Source organism: Streptomyces sp. AC558_RSS880, assembly GCF_019049255.1.
Lineage (GTDB): Bacteria > Actinomycetota > Actinomycetes > Streptomycetales > Streptomycetaceae > Streptomyces.
Genome location: NZ_JAGMUJ010000134.1, coordinates 87381 through 105776 on the forward strand (window position 1 = coordinate 87381; position 18396 = coordinate 105776).

Below are 18396 nucleotides of genomic sequence, written 5' to 3' on the forward strand. Positions count from 1 at the left end.
TCTCGGAGCTCAGAGGCGGAGAGAACCTCACCGGCTGTGCCCGTTCTTCCCAGGGCTCGGCGGACGAGCCGGCTAGCGCGTCACGCGGTGGCGGAGGTAGACGACCTTCGAGCTGAAGGTGCGGGTCTCGACGAGTTCGAGATCCACCCGGCGCTCGCGCCGGGGGAAGAACGGAATGCCACCGCCGAGCAGCACCGGGTAGACCATGGCCCGGTACTCGTCGATCAGACCCGCCGCGGCCGCCTCGGCGGCGAGAGTCGCGCCGCCGATCGCGATGTCGCCCTCCCCCGGCTCGGCCCGCAACCGCTCGATCTCCTCCGCCAGGCCGCTTGAGGCCAGGCGGGCGTTGCCCTGCACCGCCGACAGCGTGGTGGAGAACACCACCTTGGGGAGCGGCTTCCAGAGCGCGGTCCACTCGCGCATCGAGTCGTCGAGTGACGGATCCTGGTCGGCGGTCTCCCAGTACAGCATCGTCTCGTACAGCCGTCGTCCCAACAGGTGAACGCCGACCTCCCGGATCTCGTCGATCCAGAAGCGGAAGACGTCCTCGTCGGGCGTCGTCCAGTCGAAGCCGCCGTCCGGCCCGACGATGTAGCCGTCAAGCGAGACGCTCATCGAATAGGTCACGCTGCGCATCAGAAGTCCTCCTCGGTGACGAGTTCGACAGTACGACCGCCGGACGCCGCAGGACTCGTCGTGGCTCGCGAGATCCTCCGGGCCGGTTCCGGCCTGATGCCGCCTTCGCCTCCTTCACCGGCGTCTCCCCACCGGTTGCGCCAAGGGCCGACCGTGCCCTCGCCCCTTGGCGCAACGCCTGGCACCGCATTCGCACCGCCCCGCCCCGGACCGCGTCGAGAGGGATCCCGTACGGGAACGCGGCCGGTGGGCCCCAGGTCGGTGCCCGGAACGGCACCTCGTCACCGGGGCACCGGTGCCCTGGTCAGCAGGGTGCGGGCACATTCGGCCCCGGCGAGGGCCGCGCGGCGCTCACCGCTCCTGGCCGGGGTGCGGGCGCGAACGGCGCGGAAGCGTGTGCACAGGGGGATGGGTGCGGCTTTCCCGGTGGGGCGCGTCGGGCCACTCGTTCGGTGACGGGAGCCTGCCCGACTTGCTGTGCTCTGCTCGGCAGCAACCGCCTGCCGCGGTTCCCGTCGGTTCCGGCTTCACCGGCGCGGGAGCACGCGGAACTCGTTGCCGTCGGGGTCGGCCAGCAGCACCGCGCCGTCCCCACCGCGGGCGGAGCCGAGACGCTTCGCCCCAAGGGAGAGCAGGCGCTCGACCTCCGCCTGCTGATCGTCGTCCGGCACGAGGTCGAAGTGCAGGTCCTTGCCGGAGTCCGGCATGAGCGGAGGACCGCCCCAGGTGATCTTCGTACCGCCGTTCGGCGACTGGATGGCGGTCTCCTCGTCCTGGTCCCAGACCAGCGGCCAGCCCAGCGCCTGGCTCCAGAAGTAGCCCACGGCCTGTGAACCGTCGCAGGCGAGCGCTCCGATGAAGCCGCAGCCGGCGAGGAAACCATTGCCCGGCTCCAGAACACAGAACTCGTTGCCCTCGGGATCTCCGAAAGCTCCCAACTAGCAGTTCTGGGAGTCACCCACCGTGACGGCATCTTCGCAGGTCAGGCGCACTAAGCAACCGACTCGCTTGACCACGTCCGTGACCACTCAACTCAGGGGCGTGTCCTGCCTCCGCCTGTCCGTACTGACCGACGAGACCACCAGCCCGGAGCGCCAGCGCGCGGCCAACCAGGGCGCAGCCTCAGCGCTGGGTATCGACCTGGGCAACCGGGAAGCTGTCGACCTGGGCGTCAGCGCCAGCAAGACCACGCCCTTTGAGCGCCCGGAATTGGGGGCATGGCTCAGGCGTCCAGACGAATTCGATGCGCTGGTGTGTTGGAGGTTTGACCGCCTGGTTCGATCCATGCAGGACATGCATGACCTTTCCAAGTGGGCACGCGAACACAAGAAAGTAGTTGTATTCGCCGAAGGTCCCGGCGGTCGCCTGGTGCTGGACTTCCGCAATCCGCTGGACCCCATGGCACAGCTCATGGTCACGCTGTTTGCCTTCGCCGCAGAAATGGAAGCACAGAGTATCCGGGAACGCGTGACCAGCGCTCAGGCAGCGATGCGCACTATGCCTTTTCGCTGGCGCGGTTCCCGTCCGCCGTACGGCTATGTATCCGTTCCGCTGGAATCCGGCGGGTGGACGCTGACACCGGCCCGTGAAGCGGTACCCGACTGTGGCCCTTCGCCTGTTGCTGTGATTGAACGGATCATCGCTGCGATTCAGCGCGGGGAAACCGTCAGCGCGATTGCCGAGAAACTGAACACTGACGGCATTCCGAGTCCGCGTGACTGGTGGTCGCTGCTCAAGGGACGGGAAAAGGGAGGAAAGACGGGCGGCACTAAGGGAGGCAAGGCAGTCACCAGGAATCAATTCCGATGGACCCCCGGCGCGATCACCAAACTGCTGCGCTCTCACTCGCTGATCGGCTGGAAGACGCACCAGGGTAATCCTGTACGCGACAGCGATGGAAAGCCAGTAATGGCTACGTCTGAGCCGATCCTTACTCGCGCCGAGTTTGACGCCGTGGGCGCACTAATGGTCTCGCGCAGCGCAAACAACAGCGAGCGCAAGGACACAAACTCGCTACTGCTCGGCGTAATCCATTGCTTTACCTGCGGTGGCCGTATGTACCTGTGTCGACCCACAAAGAACGGGGCCAGAATTCGCGGCCACTACGCATGTAACGCGCACGCCAGGGGTGAACGCTGCGAAGCACCAACGAATATTCGCGCCGATTGGGCAGACGACTACGTCACCCGCGAATTCTTGCGCATCCTGGGCGGCCTTGAAATCACGCACACTCGCACCATTCCCGGTTACGACCCTCAGCCGGAAATTGATGCCACGCTGGCTGAGTACGAAGACCACATGAACCAGCAAGGGCGGCAGCGCAGTAATGCAGCTCGCGCAGCTTGGCAGCGTCACGCTGATGCCCTTGACGCGCGATTGGCTGAGCTGGAATCCAGGGAGCGCATTGAGCCCCGCACTGAAGAGATCCGGACCGGCCGAACCTATGCGGAAATGTGGATCAAGGCAGATACGGCCGGACGGCGAAAGATGCTGACTGAGGCGGGGGCGCATCTGACGGTTAAGCGCGGTACCCGTGGCGGCTGGCGCAGTCTCGATGAACGGCGCGTTGATTTTGACGTCCGGGAACCGTTCTTCGGTGACGCAGCGGCAGACCTAACGGCCATGGCTGCTGAGTTGGAAGCCAACGAAGGGGCCTGAGCGCCCACCTGACAGCCTCTACGCCCCATCTGGCCCTGTGGTCGGGTGGGGCGCTTTCATGTCCGCAGACGGCCACACAGGGAATCTGACGGCCCATCGGGCTTGAGTAACGCGAGCCGCTCGCAGGCAGACAGGTAACCGACTCGCTAGCTCTACTGCGAGGCGAAATTGAACACGCCTCGCTGTGTCCCGCTGAGGAGAGAGGGAAACAACATGGCAGCGGAAGAAATGCTGAGCGTCATCATGTCTTGGGCTGGTGAGGATTCCCACCGTGGCCGGCTGGTGCGTGCATTCAAGTCGGACATGGGTAATGACCCCGTGCTACAGGCGAAGCGACTCGCCATGCTCGGTATCCACGCTGAGCGGCAGGCTAAGCGAAAGGCTGGCCTAGTGGCTGTCTGAGCACCACCAGGAAACATAAGCCGTCTGGTTTCGCGACCAGACGGCTTTTTCCTGACCCTATTTCGTCAGGGTTCCGACATTCAGGAATGACGAAACATGACGCAAGCCACCCCGTAAATGACGTATCCCTGACCCTAGACAGGGGTCAAATGATGAAAGGTAGACGTTTCCAATGACCCGTAAGGAACTGATCTCGCTACTACGCGTAGCAGAGTCCGCGCTATGGAATCTGACCCCAAACAGCGCTGAGGCAGAGGACGCCCACCAGCGCATTGCCCGTGCCCTGCGCGCTGTCGACTCGACCGAACGGTGCCAGCGCTGTGGGAATCCCCTTGTGCAGCCTGGCGTAGGCCGCCCTAGGCGGTATTGCTCGGACAACTGCCGCAAGTACGCGTATGCGGAGAAGCGGACCGGCTGAGGCAGCGAGGGACAGCGCGGAGGGGCAACCTAACTAACTACTCTCTGTTGTTATCCTCAATCAATATCAACTGTTACCAAAAACAAGATTCCATATAGAAAACCTAAGGGGAAACCAAACATCGGTAACCCCTCATCGAGATACAGGACACCCCACCCATGATCGGTTTCAGCGAGTCACCTACTTGTGATGAGTGCGGCGAGTGGCTGACTGGCCGCCAGACCCGTTTCTGTTCACCGCAATGCAAGATGCGTGCCCACCGGCGCGAGCATGCCCCTAAGCCAGCGGAGAAGGTCTGCCGACTGTGCGGCGCTTCGTTCCGTCCGCTGAGAGGTAAGCAAACGTTCTGCGACTACAACGAGCAGGCGTCTCCCTCCTGCTGCGAGCTACAGAATGCCCAGTTGGAGCTAGCGCGTGAAATGGAAGATGAGCGCTGGGATTCGACCTGCGCCCGTGAAGGCTGCGACAACTCGACAGGTTGGGGAGGCACGGGCCGCCCCCGTCGGTTCTGCTCACCTGCCCACAGGGTTGCCCACTATCGCGCCGAGAAGCGCCGGACGGCCGCCTGAGCGCCTTACAGCCTCGCCCTGGGGCTTCATGCCAGGGCACCCCCAATCGGCCGCCAGACGGCCCTACAGCCATTCTCTGGAAGGAACTTTCGCCATGCGTACTGAGCGACTATCCGAGCGCGACGCGCGTCTATCCCGACTCGCGAAGCGCAACCCCCAGGCTTACGCCGAATACTGCAATGCGCTGGCTAAGGTGCGGTATCTGCGCGGGGAGGCCGGCGAGCATGCTTGCGCCCTTTGCGCTGCCCCTGCGGCTGAGTGGCAGCTGACGTTTCTAGATCAGCGTGAGGGGCCGCAATTCTTCCTGTACAGCGATGACGAACACGACTACATGCCTTATTGCTCGCCTTGCTCGCTAGACGCTGAGGAGTTGCGCCTTACGGCGCTAGACCGTATCTGGGGCAGGTAACCGACTCGCTAGTAATAGGTAGGTGGATAAGTTCCCGCCCGCTCGCTCAGTAGGACGCCAGCGCACGCCGTAAGGTCGCGCATTCCTGAGCACCCTACGGCGAAAGCCCTTGACCAAAACCCCTGGTTTGGTTGTTTCCTCACAGACGCGGATTGGCGTCCTAGCTCTGTGAGTTTGAAGCAACCGGCCAGGGGTTTTTCTGTTTTTGCCCTGCGGAACCACATACGAACTTTCGTACGTGCCTCGCTGACCGACCCGCCCGTATGGGTCAATCGCTAATCTCTGAAGGAAAACACCTATGCCTACACCTGCCGCCATGGCTGCGCGCCGGCCCAATTCTGCTCAGACCCGTATGGCGCTGGAATCCGTCGTCACTGCGCTTGCAGAATCGATCGAGGCGGACGACTCAATTGATCTTGACGCTGTTGTCACGCTGACTCGCCTAGTAGATGCCGTGGCCAAGCTGACGCAGGCGCAGGCCGATTACACAATCGCGCTCAATCAACGGCATGCGCAGCGCACTGAAACGGTCGCTCAGTGAGCGCCAGCGACGCGCAGATAGCCGATGCGCTTGCCTATGTTCTCGAACCTGCGCCGGACCACGAAACGCACCTGTTGGATGTGTACGGCGCTGTTCGCAAGCGCCTTGCCAGCGTCTATTTCACAGATGCATCTGTGCGGGACGTAAAGCGCGTTATGCGGGCCGCTGGTGTCCGGACTCACACTCCCACTACAGCGACCGGATACGGTCCCCAACTGGCTGTAGGCGTGCGCCTGGTGACTGCCTCACGTCCCCCGGTTGATGTGGGAGACCTGAACAGCCGTATTCAGAGAGCGCTAAAGCCTTGATCTATGCGCTATCGGTCCGGCACCTAGCCATTTACAGCGCCGATTCTGCACCTGCCGTCGGTGGCCCGTTTGTGTGCCTTCAGTGCTTTGCACGACTGAAGCTCAGGCGTCCTATCCACCAGCGCCCCCATTGGTCGCATGGGATCACTACTGAGTGCCGATTGCGCCGTGACGCCATTTCAGGCTGGTCCCACGGACGCCGTACCGCTGAGGAAATCATGACTTACGAGGAGAATCACAAGTGATTGCCGATATCACCGTTATCGACTTCCCGCCCGCTGACTCGCTGCCCAGTGATGTGGCCGAGCTAATCGCCCAGCGGGATGCTGCCTATGAAAAGCTGGTCGACTTCGAGGAGGAGTGGTCCGACGCCCTAGCCGATAACTGGCGCACTCTTGCTGAGGCTAAGGACATTGAGGCTGCTGTCAGCGCTGCCAGGGCCGGTAAGGACGGCCTAAAGGGGACCAGCGAGGTAGCCAAGGCACGTGATGCGCGTCCGCGCGTGGTCGGCGTTCACCGCGTACTGACGCAGAACCTACGGGCGGCCGAGAATGCCGCTCAGAGAGCGTTTCGGCCTATCGCTGACACCCTGGAGCCTGGCGCGCTTGCGAGGCTGCGAGAGAGCGCCCAGGAAGCTGAGGACGCTTACCGCAGGTTCATGGACGCGCGGGCCGCTTTCGGCGCTGCTGCTGGCATCGTTCGTTTCGTCCGTGGCTGGCAGAACGGTGACCGGCCGGACTACAACGACACCCCGCAAAATCCGCTACGGGCCGACAGCATGGCCCCGGAATCCGGCGAGGCAATCGCGGAAATTCGCGAGGTGATCGCCAGCTTTGAAGCGCCTTTCACTGCCGATCCGCTGGTGACCGTTCGCACGCCCAATGGTCAGACACTCGAATTGCGCCGTTCGCAGGCTAAGGCGCTGGTGGGCAGCGTGAATAACGGCATGACCCTGGTTGACGCATAGCACATACGAACTTTCGTAGGTGGGTGGCTGGCTACCTCGCTGGCCACCCATCTGCGCTGACACACAATGGAGTTACCCACATGATCGAGTATCCCCCGCCCGGTATCACGCAGGCCGAATGGCAGGAAATGAGCACCAGCGAGCGCGCTGCCCTGGTCTATGACGGCGAGCCGATGAGCTGGGAATCTGACCCGGATGTGCAGGACCTGCGCAGGCCATGAGCGTGCGCCTACGCGTGGCACTTGCTAAACAATTCGTGTTCGCCGGCCGGACGCTCAGCAGTGGTGATGAATTCGAAGTGCCTGAGGCTACGGCCCTGGTGCTATTGGCCAGCGGATTGGTGTTGCCCGTTGATGGTAATTGGCGTGGCGTAATGCCTGCCCATCACGTTAGGTGAGCGCCCCTTGTGTCCGTTTCGGGTGATAGGGGTGGGGGTGTACCCCTTGGGGGGTGGGGGCTCCAGAACGCGGGGGAGGGCTGTCCCAGGTGCGCCCGGTTGAAGCACCTGGTCTACACCACTTACCGACCACAGAGAGTGAACCATGACCGAGTATCTCCACCACTGCCTACGCTGCGACCAGGATAAGCCAGAGTCCGAATTCGGAATGGACGCCGGCCACAGTACTGGGCTCCAGCGCTGGTGCCGTTCTTGTAAAAGCAGTTACCAGCGCGAGCGCCGCCAACACATGAGAAGCGAAAGGGAGAATACGCAAGGTGCACACTAGTTAGTACTGCCGTCATCATCAAGGGCCTTTCGTGCTACGGATTCGAACTCATCTAGGAGTTTACCTAGATGTTCGCATTGATCGATCAGGATCAGTTCCGCCTGATACCCTGGCGTTGAGCCATCCCCTTCGGAGGAGCCCTCCTTAATTTGACCCACCGATATTAGGATCAAATAGCTGGCGACGCGAATGGAGTTGGCGCATTTGGCTACAGATTGCGGGCCTGCTAGAGCGACATCGGACCAGACTTCTCGCACCTTATTAGCCGCTAACTCGACACGTTCGATATCTACATGAAACGAGATCCTCACTCCCGGGTTTTCGGCATGGGGCAGGATTGCAGCACGAAGGTCGTTTGCACGTAAAAGGAATTGCTTATAAACCGCGCTGCGCGACTCTAGGCGTTGCCGCCTGTGTTCTGAGCGGGCAGTGATTCGTGCCCCTTCCCGCTGTGCCCAACCTGTCGCCAGTGCTGCGCCAATCGTCGCCACTGACCCCGCCAGCGCCCCCAGCACTGCGGCTAGCCCTGCATCCATCTCTACCCCCTTGGGTCCCTGCGCACGTTGCTCAGGGACCCTCTTTCATGCCCAGAGGTCCCCTTGTTTACTCGCCCCTCAGTAGTCGACTGCGCCCGTTACGCAGCGCTGGCGCACGGCCAGCCGGTAACTGGTCGGATGCTGACCGACCACTACGGCGTGAGTCCGCGCACTGGCCGCCGGTACCTGGCCATGGCCGGTGATGTGACGTGACCTACGCGGAGTGGCGCGCATTCTTCGCCGCTAACCCTGAGGCAGCGTCCGCCCCGTTGTGGACCATGGCCAGCGCAGACCAGCGGAATGCGGCTGTAATAGCGCGTGCGACACGTGCTTACCGGGAACACCAGCGGCGCATTTCTGAGGGCGAGACAGAGTGGATAGAACCGCTGTCGTTGTCCCGAGTGACTGAGCCTACAAATCCGTACCTCGATACCGAATAATTAAGAGCCCTGCGCTAGCTTCCTGGCTGGTGCAGGGCATTTCTGCGTTCCGCCGGCTGAGCCTTTCAGGTGCGATGACAGCGAATTTCCGAACAGGTGTACGGGTGCTAACGGGTTGTGTGCTGGTGATCGGCCAACAGTGCTGCGACTTCCGGCACGTCCGCATATTCGCGCAGTCGGCGAAGAATGACGCGCACGCGTTCGGCCACTCTTTCTGATGATGCGTCAGCTCCCAAGGAAATGACCCGTTCGGCTACTGCTGCCGACTCTTCAGGCTCGCCACCATCGGCCAGCGCCACGGCCAGCCAAGAGAGGTACAGGGCTAGTTCCCTGGTGTGTGTGGCGTCATATCCGCTGAGTACTTCCCGGAGCAATGGCACGGCGCGCAGGGGTCGGTGAATCTCGGTAAAGACTCGCGCCTCCATCACTCGCAGTTCGCCAGCGTCGACCCAATAGAGCCACGCAGGCGACTCCGTTCCCTCGCTGTCTTCGCTGAGTGCTTGCCCAGCTTCCCCGAGTGCGCGCATGGCTTGTTGCCCGTGCTCGACTCCCCCGAGTTTCGTATGCGCCCAGGCCACCCGATCGAGGTACAGGGCACGCGCCTTAGGCGGAGCGTCCGGCCCCGCATCATTCAGCGCTGCCTGCGCCAGCGTGACCCCCTCGGCTTCCCGCCCTGTGTTGCTGAATTGGTAGGCGAGGCTGCCAGCGATATTGCCCGCAAGCGTGTGATCTTCCGCCTGCCTCGCTGCGCTGATTCCTAGCCGGTAGATGCGCTCGGCTTCCTGGTGCTGGCCAGCGTCCGAAGCGATCCATCCGGCGATTTGGGCCAACTCCCCAATCTGACGCAGGAGTTGACGCCCTACCTCGCTGGTGTGGGTTCCCTCGCGGTACAGCTTCACGGCTGAGCGGAGTTCCCTGAGCGCAGGGCGGATCAGGTCACCACCGGCTAGGACGTCATCGGCGAGCCGTAGGCCATGCACGCGCTGTTGTAGGTCATCCACCTGCCCCATTCCGATACGTCGCCCTGTGCGCCCCTGTAGCAGGCTGAGCGGGTCACCTTCGGGCAGGAAGTCGGCCAGCGTCGGCAAAGGCGGCTCAGCCGGTTTCAGCGGCTCGCGCAGCGCCTCTACGGGTACGCCCAGGGCGGCAGCGATGAACGGCAACCATTCGCGCGGAGTGCGCTTGCCTGTCTCCCAGCGGCTGACTTCCTGCCGCCCGACTGGCTCGCCCATGACGCCAGCGGCCTGACAGATCTCCCGTGCTAGCCGGGCCTGCGACCACCCGCGCTGTTCACGTTCCCGCCGGATGTTGGCCCCGAGTGCGCTCATGTCTTCAATTCTGGCCTACAGCACCGGATTTCTGGCCTACAGCGGGCCGACACGGGGCCGCTAGTCGTAGATCATCTGCGGGCGGACGCTGGCCCCCATGACGGAGCCGAGGACGTACCCGAGTGAGCCAGTCGAACTACCGTTGGGAAACGTCGAGTTGGAGCCCGTGCCCGTTGATGGCTGCGCCGGTTGCGCCGAACTGGCGAACGTTCGGGAGCGTGCGCGGGTGGTCGGAGATCTGGCCACGATCACGGACGCCAATGTGCTGCTGCGCAGGCACCCTCAGGGCCACGGGTGACAACGGCCTATCACCCCAAACCGCGCGCCGGACGGACCGGAGGAGAGGAACCCTGGTCACTTTGGAAATGGGGTGACCTTTGCGGCTGCTGCGCTGGCCAGCGTGTCATTTGGTGTGACGGCTGCTGCGGGTTCGCCGGCTGCGCGCTGTGCGGTTGGACCTACAAGCGTCCGTGTCCGCTGTGTGTCGGGGGAAATGCGGAACCTATCCGCTGGTGAGTACCCCGTAGCGCCCCTGGAAACGTCCGGGAGTCGCTACGGGGCGTGTGGTGCTCAGCGCTGGCCTAGAACGGAGCGCAACGCGTCTTCGAGTGCCCTTGCAGCCGGATTGTTGAGCCGCTCCCCGCGAAGCTCTGCCACTTCGGCCACGTCTTTTACGGCACCCGCCAACTTCTCCACCAGACGGCAGAGATCAGCGCGTGAGGCTTCCGGGCGCTGCGCCATGGTCAGAGCGTAGGCGGCATCATTCCGCGCCGTGCTGATGATGTGGGCTTCCGTCTGGTCTGTAATGCGCTGGTGCTCGGTAAGCTCAGGCACGCCGACTCCCAATCAGTCGGTAAGCCCCGGCGCGGAAGCTCTCACCCTTCCCGCTGGGGCGCTTTTCTGTCCCCACCAGGTTACGTGTGCTGACGCCTCGTCAGATGTGCGTCTGCCGCTGGTCCTGATGCCCCTTGATGCTGCCGAAACAGTGCGCTGACCAGGGGGTTTGTGCTAGAACTAGTAGTTCAGTGCTTTCGGATCGGCGAGCACCACATGGGAGGCGTCCGGTTCCTGGCCGACGTCGGCGTGCTGCGCGCCGAGGTCGAGCGCCCTGGCCACGGTCTCCCGCTGGTCCTCCGGGCAGGAGCTGGTCAGGTCGAAGTGCAGCCGGTTCTGGGCGATCTTCTGTGCCTGGGAGGGACGGAAGCCGAGGCGGTAGCCGGCGTCGTTCCCGGACAGCAGGGCGACGCCGTCGTCACACTCGTCGGCCCTCTCCAGGCCCAGGAGGCCGGACCAGAAATGCGCCAGGCGCTCGGGCCGGTGCGCGTCGAAGGAGATTGCGAAAAGTCTGCTGCTCATTGCGCCACGCGTCCTCGGTCCGTCGAGTGCCCACTGTCGGCAGGGCGCCATGTCAGCACCTCGAACAAGGATCCTATGGGCCGGTCGGCCCCGGTCGCAGCCGAGTATTCCGCGGCCCCGCGTGCGGACTCCGCTGTCATGTGTCAGCCGTCCACGGTCTGTTCACGCAGCGCTGTTTCCCTCCAGTGCAGATCCTGACGTGGTTCGTGGTGGTCGCGTGGTCGACGGCGGCCTCGCTGTCGCGTGCGGCCGCCCGCGTGTGGACAGCCTGGACCGTGGGACCTCCGAGAACCGCCGATCCGCGGTTTTGAATGCCGGTACGGCACGGAAAGTCGTGGGGTTCGGCGAGGACGAACTCCTGGCGCTGGTGCGGGAGCAGATCGCCGAAGACCGCCGGCTGCGCCGACGCCTCGAGCTTCGGGCCGTCGCCGCTCACTCCGACATCGATACGGTCGGGACCGGATCCTGGCACTGATCGACCCGCGGCCTTTCACCCGGTACGGCTACCTCGAGTACGCCGATGCCTCCGGGTATGCGCAGCAGGTGGCAGAGGCGGCAGCCGCGTTGCGCACTCCGACCACCGACGGTCAGGCGGTACAGGCGCTCGGTCCGGCCGAGGAGGCGATCCGGGTCCTGGGGGAAACGTACGGGGGATCGACGACTCCGACGGTAACGGCAATGACGTGATCGACCTGGATCCGCTCGACTACGCCGAGGTGCTGGGACCGAGTGGGTTTGCCCGACTGCGGCGGCCGACGGACGTGGTCGGGGTGTGCCGGGACCGCTTCCGTGTCGAGCGGTCCCTGGCCGCTTACCGGCAGTTGCGCTCTGCCGCTCAGGCGGCGCAGTGCTGGGAGGCCGAGCGTGTGGCCACGCCGGCTGCTCCGGGGGAGGGCGCCCGCCGTGGGTCCGGCGGGCGGTGCGGCGGGCCCGCGCTGATCGATGCGCCGCTCGACGACGGCGATACGGACGCGGCCTGGCACGAGGGCCGCTGCGGGCATTCGGACGGTTCGTCCATGTCCGTCTCCCTCGGTGCGTTTCCGTCTGTCACCAGGACCGCTGAAACCCCGTGGGTCAGCCAGATGAAACCCGACAAAGCCCATCCATCGGGAAATGCGTCACCGCTGACGATACCGAGACGGGGCCGGCTTGCTGTCAACTCCCGCACCGCAACCGGTACTCAGCGCCTTCGGAACGGCTGAAGCAGCGTCGTGTTGCGTGCCCCCGCACCCGGTGCGACGGTGGACAAGAGGGCGCTGCCCGGACGGCGGCCCGGCGGGGACAGTCCTGCAGGCGACAGCTCGCGTGTCGCCACGTGGCCGAACGGCGACCCACCGTTCCGAGGGCCGGCGCTGTGTGCGGGCGCGCGTCCACTGGTCGGGGAAGCACACAGAAAGCGGGAAATCCCATGGCGAACGGACCCTTGGACAGGCATGCCTCCGGCGAACAGCCGCCCCACTCCAACGGGGTCCCGTCGGGCCAGGGCGCGGAGTACACCGGCCGGTACGTGGTCCTGCTCGACCCCGGCAACCAGGAGAGCGGGCTGAACGCCCTGCGTTCCGCGGCCGACATCGCGCTCGTGGAGCGGGTCAGTGGAGCCGAGACCACCAACATCGCCGAACTCCTCGAGAACCCCGAGGTATCGGTGTACTTCGAAGAACTCGGCGCCGCCGTCGTCGAAGTGCGGGCCGACCAGCGCCACGCGCTGGTGACCACGGCCGAGGCCCATCCGTCGATCATCGCGGCCGAACCGGAACGCATGGTCTACACCTCGGTGATCACCGCCCCACAGCAGGCACCGACCGAGTTCTTCCCGGCCTACCGCAGCGACGAGGAAACGGTCGAGTGGCACACCAAGGCCGAGATGGCCGCCGCACAGGGCCCCGCCCTTGACGAACAGAAGTGGACATGGGGCCTCCAGGCGACCCGGGCCAGCCTGACCAGCCTGACCGGACGCGGCGTGAAGATCGCCGTCCTTGACACCGGCGTGGACACCGACCACCCGGACCTCATCGAACGGATCGAGGACACGTCCTCCTTCGTGCCCGGTGAGACCGTCGAGGACGGCCACGGCCACGGCACGCACTGCATCGGCACCGCCGCCGGTCCGGCCGGCCCTCGGCAGGGGCCCCGCTACGGCGTGGCGACCGAGGCCCTGATACTCGCCGGGAAGGTGCTCAGCAATGCGGGCAGCGGCTCCGACGGCCAGATCCTGGCGGGCATGGCCTGGGCCGTCGCCCGCGGCGCACGGGTGATCTCCATGTCGCTCGGCGCTCCCGTCCGGCCGGGTGAGCTCTTTCCCCAGACGTACGAGCAGTTGGCCCAGCGCACGCTTCAGCGGGGGACGCTGATCGTCGCCGCCGCGGGCAACGAAAGCCGACGTCCTCAGTCCGTCAGGCCCGTCGGCCGGCCCGCCAACTGCCCCTCCATCCTCGCGGTGGCCTCGCTCGACCCGTCACTCACGACGTCGTCCTTCTCCTGCGGCGCCATCAACGGCGCGGGCGGCGAGATCAACATCGCCGCGCCCGGCAGGAACGTGCGCTCGGCCGCCCCCGGCGGCGGGTACCAGTCGATGTCGGGTACCAGCATGGCCACGCCGCACGTCGCGGGTGTCGTCGCGCTGCTCGCCGAGGCCAACCCCGAAGCCTCTTCGGCCGACCTCAAGGCCGGCCTCCTGTCCGGTGCTTTCCCGCTTACGCAACCCGTCGAGGACGTCGGCTCGGGTCTGCTCCAGGCCCCGTGAGCGGGTCTTCGCAGTCGGGACCGGTCGGAGTCGTCCTCGCGGTCGACCCCGACCGGTTCGCGGAAGTGATCGAGGCCGCGCGACGGGCCGGACTCACCGTCACGGGTGAGCAGCCGATTCTCGGCACACTGTCCGGAACCATCGCAGAGGACCGGATCCCGGCTCTGAAGGAGGTCGCCGGAGTCGAAGCCGTGGACCGGGACCGCACCATCCACCTCCCCCCTCCCGACTCCCCGATCCAGTAAGGGCGCGCAGAGAGGACGACAGCGGCGCGGACAGCAACGCCCGCCCGAAGGTCAGGCTCTTCGAAGGACGTCGCCATGTGCTCCGCACCCGGCTCTACTCGGCCTGGGCCCCGGGAAGGCCGCGCTCATGCTCTGGTGACCGCCTGGCTGAGCTTCCTCCGGTTCCCGGTCCTCTCACCTGCGTCGAGCCGGGCCAGGAGCAGACCTCGGACGTTCCCGCAGGCAGCGGGCAGCGAATGTTCCGGCCCTTCCCGCTCCCCTTGTTCCATCCCGTCCCCCGCTGAACGCGCCCTCCCCGAAGGCCAGTTCACCGCATCTTGACCCATGCCGGGCCACCCGCCACGGCACGGTTCGTGACTCCCGCGCATCCCGCTGAACAGACGCTCAACGGACGCCCCGCGTCCACTCCGCCGTCATCCCGTCCGCGTCGGACGCGTCGGCCCCGGAGAAGGACGGGTCTCGTACGCCGAGGGCCGCGTCGGCGGCCCGCAGATGGCGAGCGACCGGACCGAAGGAGACCAGGCCGCTGCCGCCGCCGGCCGACTCGCCGTCAGCGGCGGCGAGTTCGTCACGGGCGCGGCGCAGGACCTCCTGGTGTCCCACGGCCGCGGCGGTACGGGCCAGTACGCACCAGAGCGCCTCCTGGAGGAGGTCGTGGGGTGGCCGGGGAACCGTCGCGAGTGCCTGCCGGGCCCGCTCGGTGGCGCCGGAGGAGGCCAGCAGCAGGGGGACGAGCCACGGCCGGTAGGGGCCGGCGTCGAGGCCGGCGAAGTCGTCGGGGTCGGGCAGGGTGTCGTCCCGCATGACCGGGACGAGCGCGACGAGGACGGCCGCTCCCCGGGTGAGTCCGGGCATGCCGTGGCCCGCGGTCTCCGCGAGGAGCTTCGCGTACCGGGGGCGGGCCGCCGGCCATCCGTCGGTCTCGCAGGTGCGCAGGGCCCGGTACCAGGAGGTGAACACCGCGGCGAGCGGCCGTTCGTCGCGGTGCGCCAGCCGGTCGATCTCCTCGGCCTCCGCGTCCGCCGCCGCGAGGTCGCCGAGACCGGCGAGGGCCTGGACGCGGACGAGGCGACCCAGCACCTCGTGGCCGGGCAGTTGGTGGTCGACGGCCAGCCGAGTCAGCTCGGCGCCGAGGGCGTCCCGGCGGGCGGCCGATCCGCAGGTGGTGAAGGACTGCATGAAGGCGCCGTTGAGGGCGAAGGCGAGCACCGCGGGGTCACCGAGGCGGCGGGCGAGGCGGACGGCCTCCTCGGCGGCGCGTTCGGCGCGCAGCCGCCACGGTTCGGCGGCGGACGCGGCGGCCGCCCGGGGAAGCGGTGCGTCCGCGGCGGCGTCGCCGCGTGACTCGACGGCGACGACCGACAGCAGCCGGGCCCGCAGCGCGGGCGGTCCGTCGGGGCCGAGCCGGGCGGCGGCGCGGGCGGCGGTCCGGACATGCTCGCCGGCGTCGGCGGGGTCGTCGGCCCGGGTCCAGACCGCCGGGACGTCGTAGGAACCGATGATCCTCGCGGCCAGCTCCGTGTCCCCGGTCGTCTCGGCCGCGGCGACCAGCTCGCGCCGGTGCTCGCGCGCCTCGCGCAGGCCGTCGGCGCCGGTCACCGCGAGGTCTCGCAGCAGGCCGGCGGTGGCGTGCAGCCGGGCCCTGGACCGGGCGGGCACCGAGCGGTCCCACGCGGCGGCCGTGCGGTCCCAGACGCCGTCCGCCGCCCCGGCCGGCTCGGTCGCGGAGCCGGTGGTGCCGCTGAGTATGCGGGCTTCGGCGCGCGTCAGAGCGGCTCCGGTGTCCGGTCCGTACGCGCCGACGAGGGCCTGACGGGCGTGCCGCAGGGTCTCCAGGGCCTCGCCGCGGCGGCCGGACCGGTCCAGAGCGGTCGCCAGCAGCACCCACCCGTCCTCCCGCCCCGGGTGCGCGGTGACGTGGGCCCGCAGATCGACGACGGCGTTCCGGGCGGCGCCGGTGGCCAGGAGGGCGTCGGCGCGACGCTCGACCGCGTCGAGGCGGAGCGCCTCCAGCCGGACCTGTTCGGCGGCGGCCCACGCCGCGGCGGGGAAGTCGGCCAGGACCGGCCCGCGCCACTGGGCGAGCGCCTGGTCCCACAGGGCGACCGCCGCGTGCGGCGGCGCCTCGGCGGCCCGCGCGGCCGCGTCCTCGAACCTCCAGGCGTCCACCGCCTCGCGTCCGGCGCGCAGAACGTATCCGGGGCCGTCGGTGACCAGCAGCCGCGACGGCTGCCGGGGAGGGCGCCCGGGTTCCAGGGCGCGGCGCAGCGCCGCGACGAAGGTGCGGAGTGCGCCGATCGCGCCGGCCGGGGGTTCGTCCTCCCACAGGTCGGCCACGAGCCGGCCGACCGGGACCACCCGGTTGCGGGCGATCAGCAACCGCCCGAGCACCTCCCGGTGGCGGGGCGCGCCGAGCGGCAGGGAGGCGCCGTCGGGGTCCCAGGCGGCGACCGGTCCCAGCAGTCCGAACTCCACACCCACGGCACGGTCCCTTCGAGGGCGGCGCCGTCCCCGGGGGTGCCGCGTGTCCACTCATCGATCGCTGATCCGGAGCCCGCAGCCTGGGTGACGTCCCCGGACGACCCGGGCCGCCGGGCCCGGAACGTCCACTCTGCCACGAGCCACAGGAGTCGCCGTGACCCACCCGAGCATCCCCGGATTCACCGAGCACCGCGTACCGGTCGGCGACGGCCTCGCGCTGAACGCCGCCGTCGGCGGCAGCGGTGCCCCGGTCGTGCTGCTGCACGGTTTTCCGCAGACCCACCTGATGTGGCGGCATGTCGCCGCCGATCTCGCCGCCGACCACACCGTCGTCTGCCCGGACCTGCGCGGCTACGGCGCCAGCGACAAGCCCGCGGAAAGCGGCCCGGACGTCTACTCCAAGCGCACCATGGCCCGGGACGTGGTCCGCCTCGCCGCCGAGCTGGGACACGACCGCTTCGCCCTGGCCGGCCACGACCGCGGCGCCCTCGTCGCCTTCCGCGCCGCGATGGATCACCCGGGCACCGTGTCCCGTGCGCTCTTCCTCGACGTCCTGCCGACCCTCGACATGTGGGACGCCCTGCACGGCGTGTCCGGCGCGGTCGGCTTCCACCTGTATCTGATGGCCCAGGCCCCGGGCCTGCCGGAACAGATGATCGAGGCGTCCGCCGACGCCTTCTTCGGCCACTTCCTCGACGCCTGGACCGAGGCCCCGGACGCGATCCCCGCCGACGTCCGCGCCCACTACCTCGCGGCGTCCGCGGCGGCCGTGCCCTCCATCGTCGCCGACTACCGCGCCTCGGCCGGTGTGGACGTGGACCACGACACCGCCGACCGGGAGGCGGCCAACCGGCTGGCCATGCCGGTCACCGTCCTCCAGCAGGACTGGGGCGCGGCACTCGGCTACCACGCCCAAGGGCTGTGGAGCGCCTGGGCCGGGGACCTGCGGCACCGCACGGTCTCCTGCGGCCACTTCATGGCCGAGGAGGACCCCGCATTGGTCGCCGACGAGATCCGGGCCCTCCACGACCGCTGACGACCAGCGCCCCGCTCTCCTCCCCGGGCGACGTACCCGGCTTACGTCTTCGCGCTGTGACCTGGCCGACAACGTGCTCGACGGCAGCGCGCGCAGCCGGAGATCATGCCGAGGAGCCGGGTGGCGGCCGGTCCGGGATCGTTCAGCACGACCGCGCCGGCTTCACGCCCGGCCTTCGGGACGACGTGCGGACCGCGTGCTCGGCACCATGTGGTCCTTGGCGACGGGTGGCCCCTCCGGCTCGGTCACGGCCCGGCGAACGGGCTCAAAGGGCGTTCGGGCAGGGCCGAGCGGACGGAGAGACCGGCCGCGGCGCTCGCGGTCACGGCCTGTTTCGAAGCCCTGGACGAGCTCGCGATGCCGATCACCCTGCGTTTTCTCGAGCTTGCGCCGACCGAGCAGACACGGCTCTCCACCGGGTCTTTTGCCGTGGACCGGCGCCAAGAGCTCTACGCACAACTCGCCGAAAACGTCCCGGAGTTCGCCTTCTGGGCCGACCAGGTCGATCACCGGGCCACCCGGGAGGGCATGCGGCCGACGCGCTCGTGACACACGCCCGTACGGTCGGATCTCACCAAGTTCCTCGCGGCTGTTCCGA

The 18396-nt window shown here is 67.1% G+C and carries 16 protein-coding genes and 1 pseudogene; 10 read left to right on the forward strand and 7 right to left on the reverse strand.

Annotation, left to right across the window (positions count from 1 at the left end):
- Positions 1-72 precede the first annotated feature (72 nt).
- Positions 73-636, reverse strand: a complete 564-nt coding sequence (locus KUM38_RS32530) for a dihydrofolate reductase family protein (protein WP_217134808.1) — start codon at positions 634-636, stop codon at positions 73-75.
- 527 nt (positions 637-1163) lie between these two features.
- Positions 1164-1559 (reverse strand): annotated as a pseudogene (locus KUM38_RS32535) (VOC family protein); the annotation flags it as partial.
- A 97-nt stretch (positions 1560-1656) separates the two neighbouring features.
- Between KUM38_RS32535 and KUM38_RS32540 the strand changes: the two are divergent.
- The 4 genes from KUM38_RS32540 to KUM38_RS32555 all read left to right on the forward strand — a co-directional run bounded on the left by KUM38_RS32540 (position 1657) and on the right by KUM38_RS32555 (position 7129).
- On the forward strand, positions 1657-3294 hold the full coding sequence (locus KUM38_RS32540) for a recombinase family protein (RefSeq protein ID WP_308409109.1): 1638 nt from the start codon (positions 1657-1659) through the stop codon (positions 3292-3294).
- 2096 nt (positions 3295-5390) lie between these two features.
- Positions 5391-5633: a hypothetical protein gene (locus tag KUM38_RS32545; protein ID WP_217134810.1), complete on the forward strand. Its 243-nt coding sequence runs from the start codon at positions 5391-5393 to the stop codon at positions 5631-5633.
- 549 nt (positions 5634-6182) lie between these two features.
- Positions 6183-6908, forward strand: a complete 726-nt coding sequence (locus KUM38_RS32550) for a hypothetical protein (RefSeq protein WP_217134813.1) — start codon at positions 6183-6185, stop codon at positions 6906-6908.
- Between the two features lie 80 nt (positions 6909-6988).
- On the forward strand, positions 6989-7129 hold the full coding sequence (locus KUM38_RS32555; RefSeq protein ID WP_217134814.1) for a hypothetical protein: 141 nt from the start codon (positions 6989-6991) through the stop codon (positions 7127-7129).
- Positions 7130-7629: 500 nt separating this feature from the next.
- On the opposite strand, the gene KUM38_RS32560 is transcribed toward KUM38_RS32555, so the two are convergent.
- The 4 genes from KUM38_RS32560 to KUM38_RS32575 all read right to left on the reverse strand — a co-directional run bounded on the left by KUM38_RS32560 (position 7630) and on the right by KUM38_RS32575 (position 11293).
- Positions 7630-8169, reverse strand: a complete 540-nt coding sequence (locus KUM38_RS32560) for a hypothetical protein (RefSeq protein WP_217134815.1) — start codon at positions 8167-8169, stop codon at positions 7630-7632.
- A 547-nt stretch (positions 8170-8716) separates the two neighbouring features.
- Entirely contained in the window at positions 8717-9937 is a 1221-nt protein-coding gene (locus KUM38_RS32565) for a helix-turn-helix transcriptional regulator (protein ID WP_217134816.1), read from the reverse strand.
- Positions 9938-10507: 570 nt separating this feature from the next.
- The gene (locus tag KUM38_RS32570; protein ID WP_217134817.1) at positions 10508-10771 is read right to left on the reverse strand and encodes a hypothetical protein; all 264 of its coding nucleotides are present in this window, start codon (positions 10769-10771) and stop codon (positions 10508-10510) included.
- A gap of 180 nt (positions 10772-10951) precedes the next feature.
- Positions 10952-11293 (reverse strand): VOC family protein, encoded by a 342-nt coding sequence (locus tag KUM38_RS32575; protein ID WP_254398099.1) that lies wholly within the window; start codon positions 11291-11293, stop codon positions 10952-10954.
- A gap of 217 nt (positions 11294-11510) precedes the next feature.
- Between KUM38_RS32575 and KUM38_RS32580 the strand changes: the two genes are divergently transcribed.
- The 4 genes from KUM38_RS32580 to KUM38_RS32595 all read left to right on the forward strand — a co-directional run bounded on the left by KUM38_RS32580 (position 11511) and on the right by KUM38_RS32595 (position 14281).
- Entirely contained in the window at positions 11511-11768 is a 258-nt protein-coding gene (locus tag KUM38_RS32580) for a hypothetical protein (protein WP_217134818.1), read from the forward strand.
- 208 nt (positions 11769-11976) lie between these two features.
- On the forward strand, positions 11977-12495 hold the full coding sequence (locus tag KUM38_RS32585; RefSeq protein WP_217134819.1) for a hypothetical protein: 519 nt from the start codon (positions 11977-11979) through the stop codon (positions 12493-12495).
- A 206-nt stretch (positions 12496-12701) separates the two neighbouring features.
- Positions 12702-14036, forward strand: coding sequence for a S8 family serine peptidase (locus KUM38_RS32590; RefSeq protein WP_217134821.1), 1335 nt, complete (start codon positions 12702-12704; stop codon positions 14034-14036).
- Positions 14033-14281: a hypothetical protein gene (locus tag KUM38_RS32595; protein ID WP_217134823.1), complete on the forward strand. Its 249-nt coding sequence runs from the start codon at positions 14033-14035 to the stop codon at positions 14279-14281. Before KUM38_RS32590 ends, KUM38_RS32595 begins: the two co-directional genes overlap by 4 nt.
- 384 nt (positions 14282-14665) lie before the next feature.
- Here the strand turns inward: KUM38_RS32595 and KUM38_RS32600 are convergent, their stop codons facing one another.
- The gene (locus tag KUM38_RS32600; protein ID WP_308409110.1) at positions 14666-16762 is read right to left on the reverse strand and encodes a BTAD domain-containing putative transcriptional regulator; all 2097 of its coding nucleotides are present in this window, start codon (positions 16760-16762) and stop codon (positions 14666-14668) included.
- Between the two features lie 154 nt (positions 16763-16916).
- On the opposite strand from KUM38_RS32600, the gene KUM38_RS32605 reads away from it, so the two are divergent.
- Together KUM38_RS32605 and KUM38_RS43815 are read left to right on the forward strand one after the other, a co-directional pair.
- Positions 16917-17798, forward strand: coding sequence for an alpha/beta fold hydrolase (locus tag KUM38_RS32605; protein ID WP_217134825.1), 882 nt, complete (start codon positions 16917-16919; stop codon positions 17796-17798).
- Between the two features lie 105 nt (positions 17799-17903).
- Positions 17904-18347, forward strand: a complete 444-nt coding sequence (locus KUM38_RS43815) for a hypothetical protein (protein ID WP_374227114.1) — start codon at positions 17904-17906, stop codon at positions 18345-18347.
- The last annotated feature ends 49 nt before the right edge of the window (positions 18348-18396 follow it).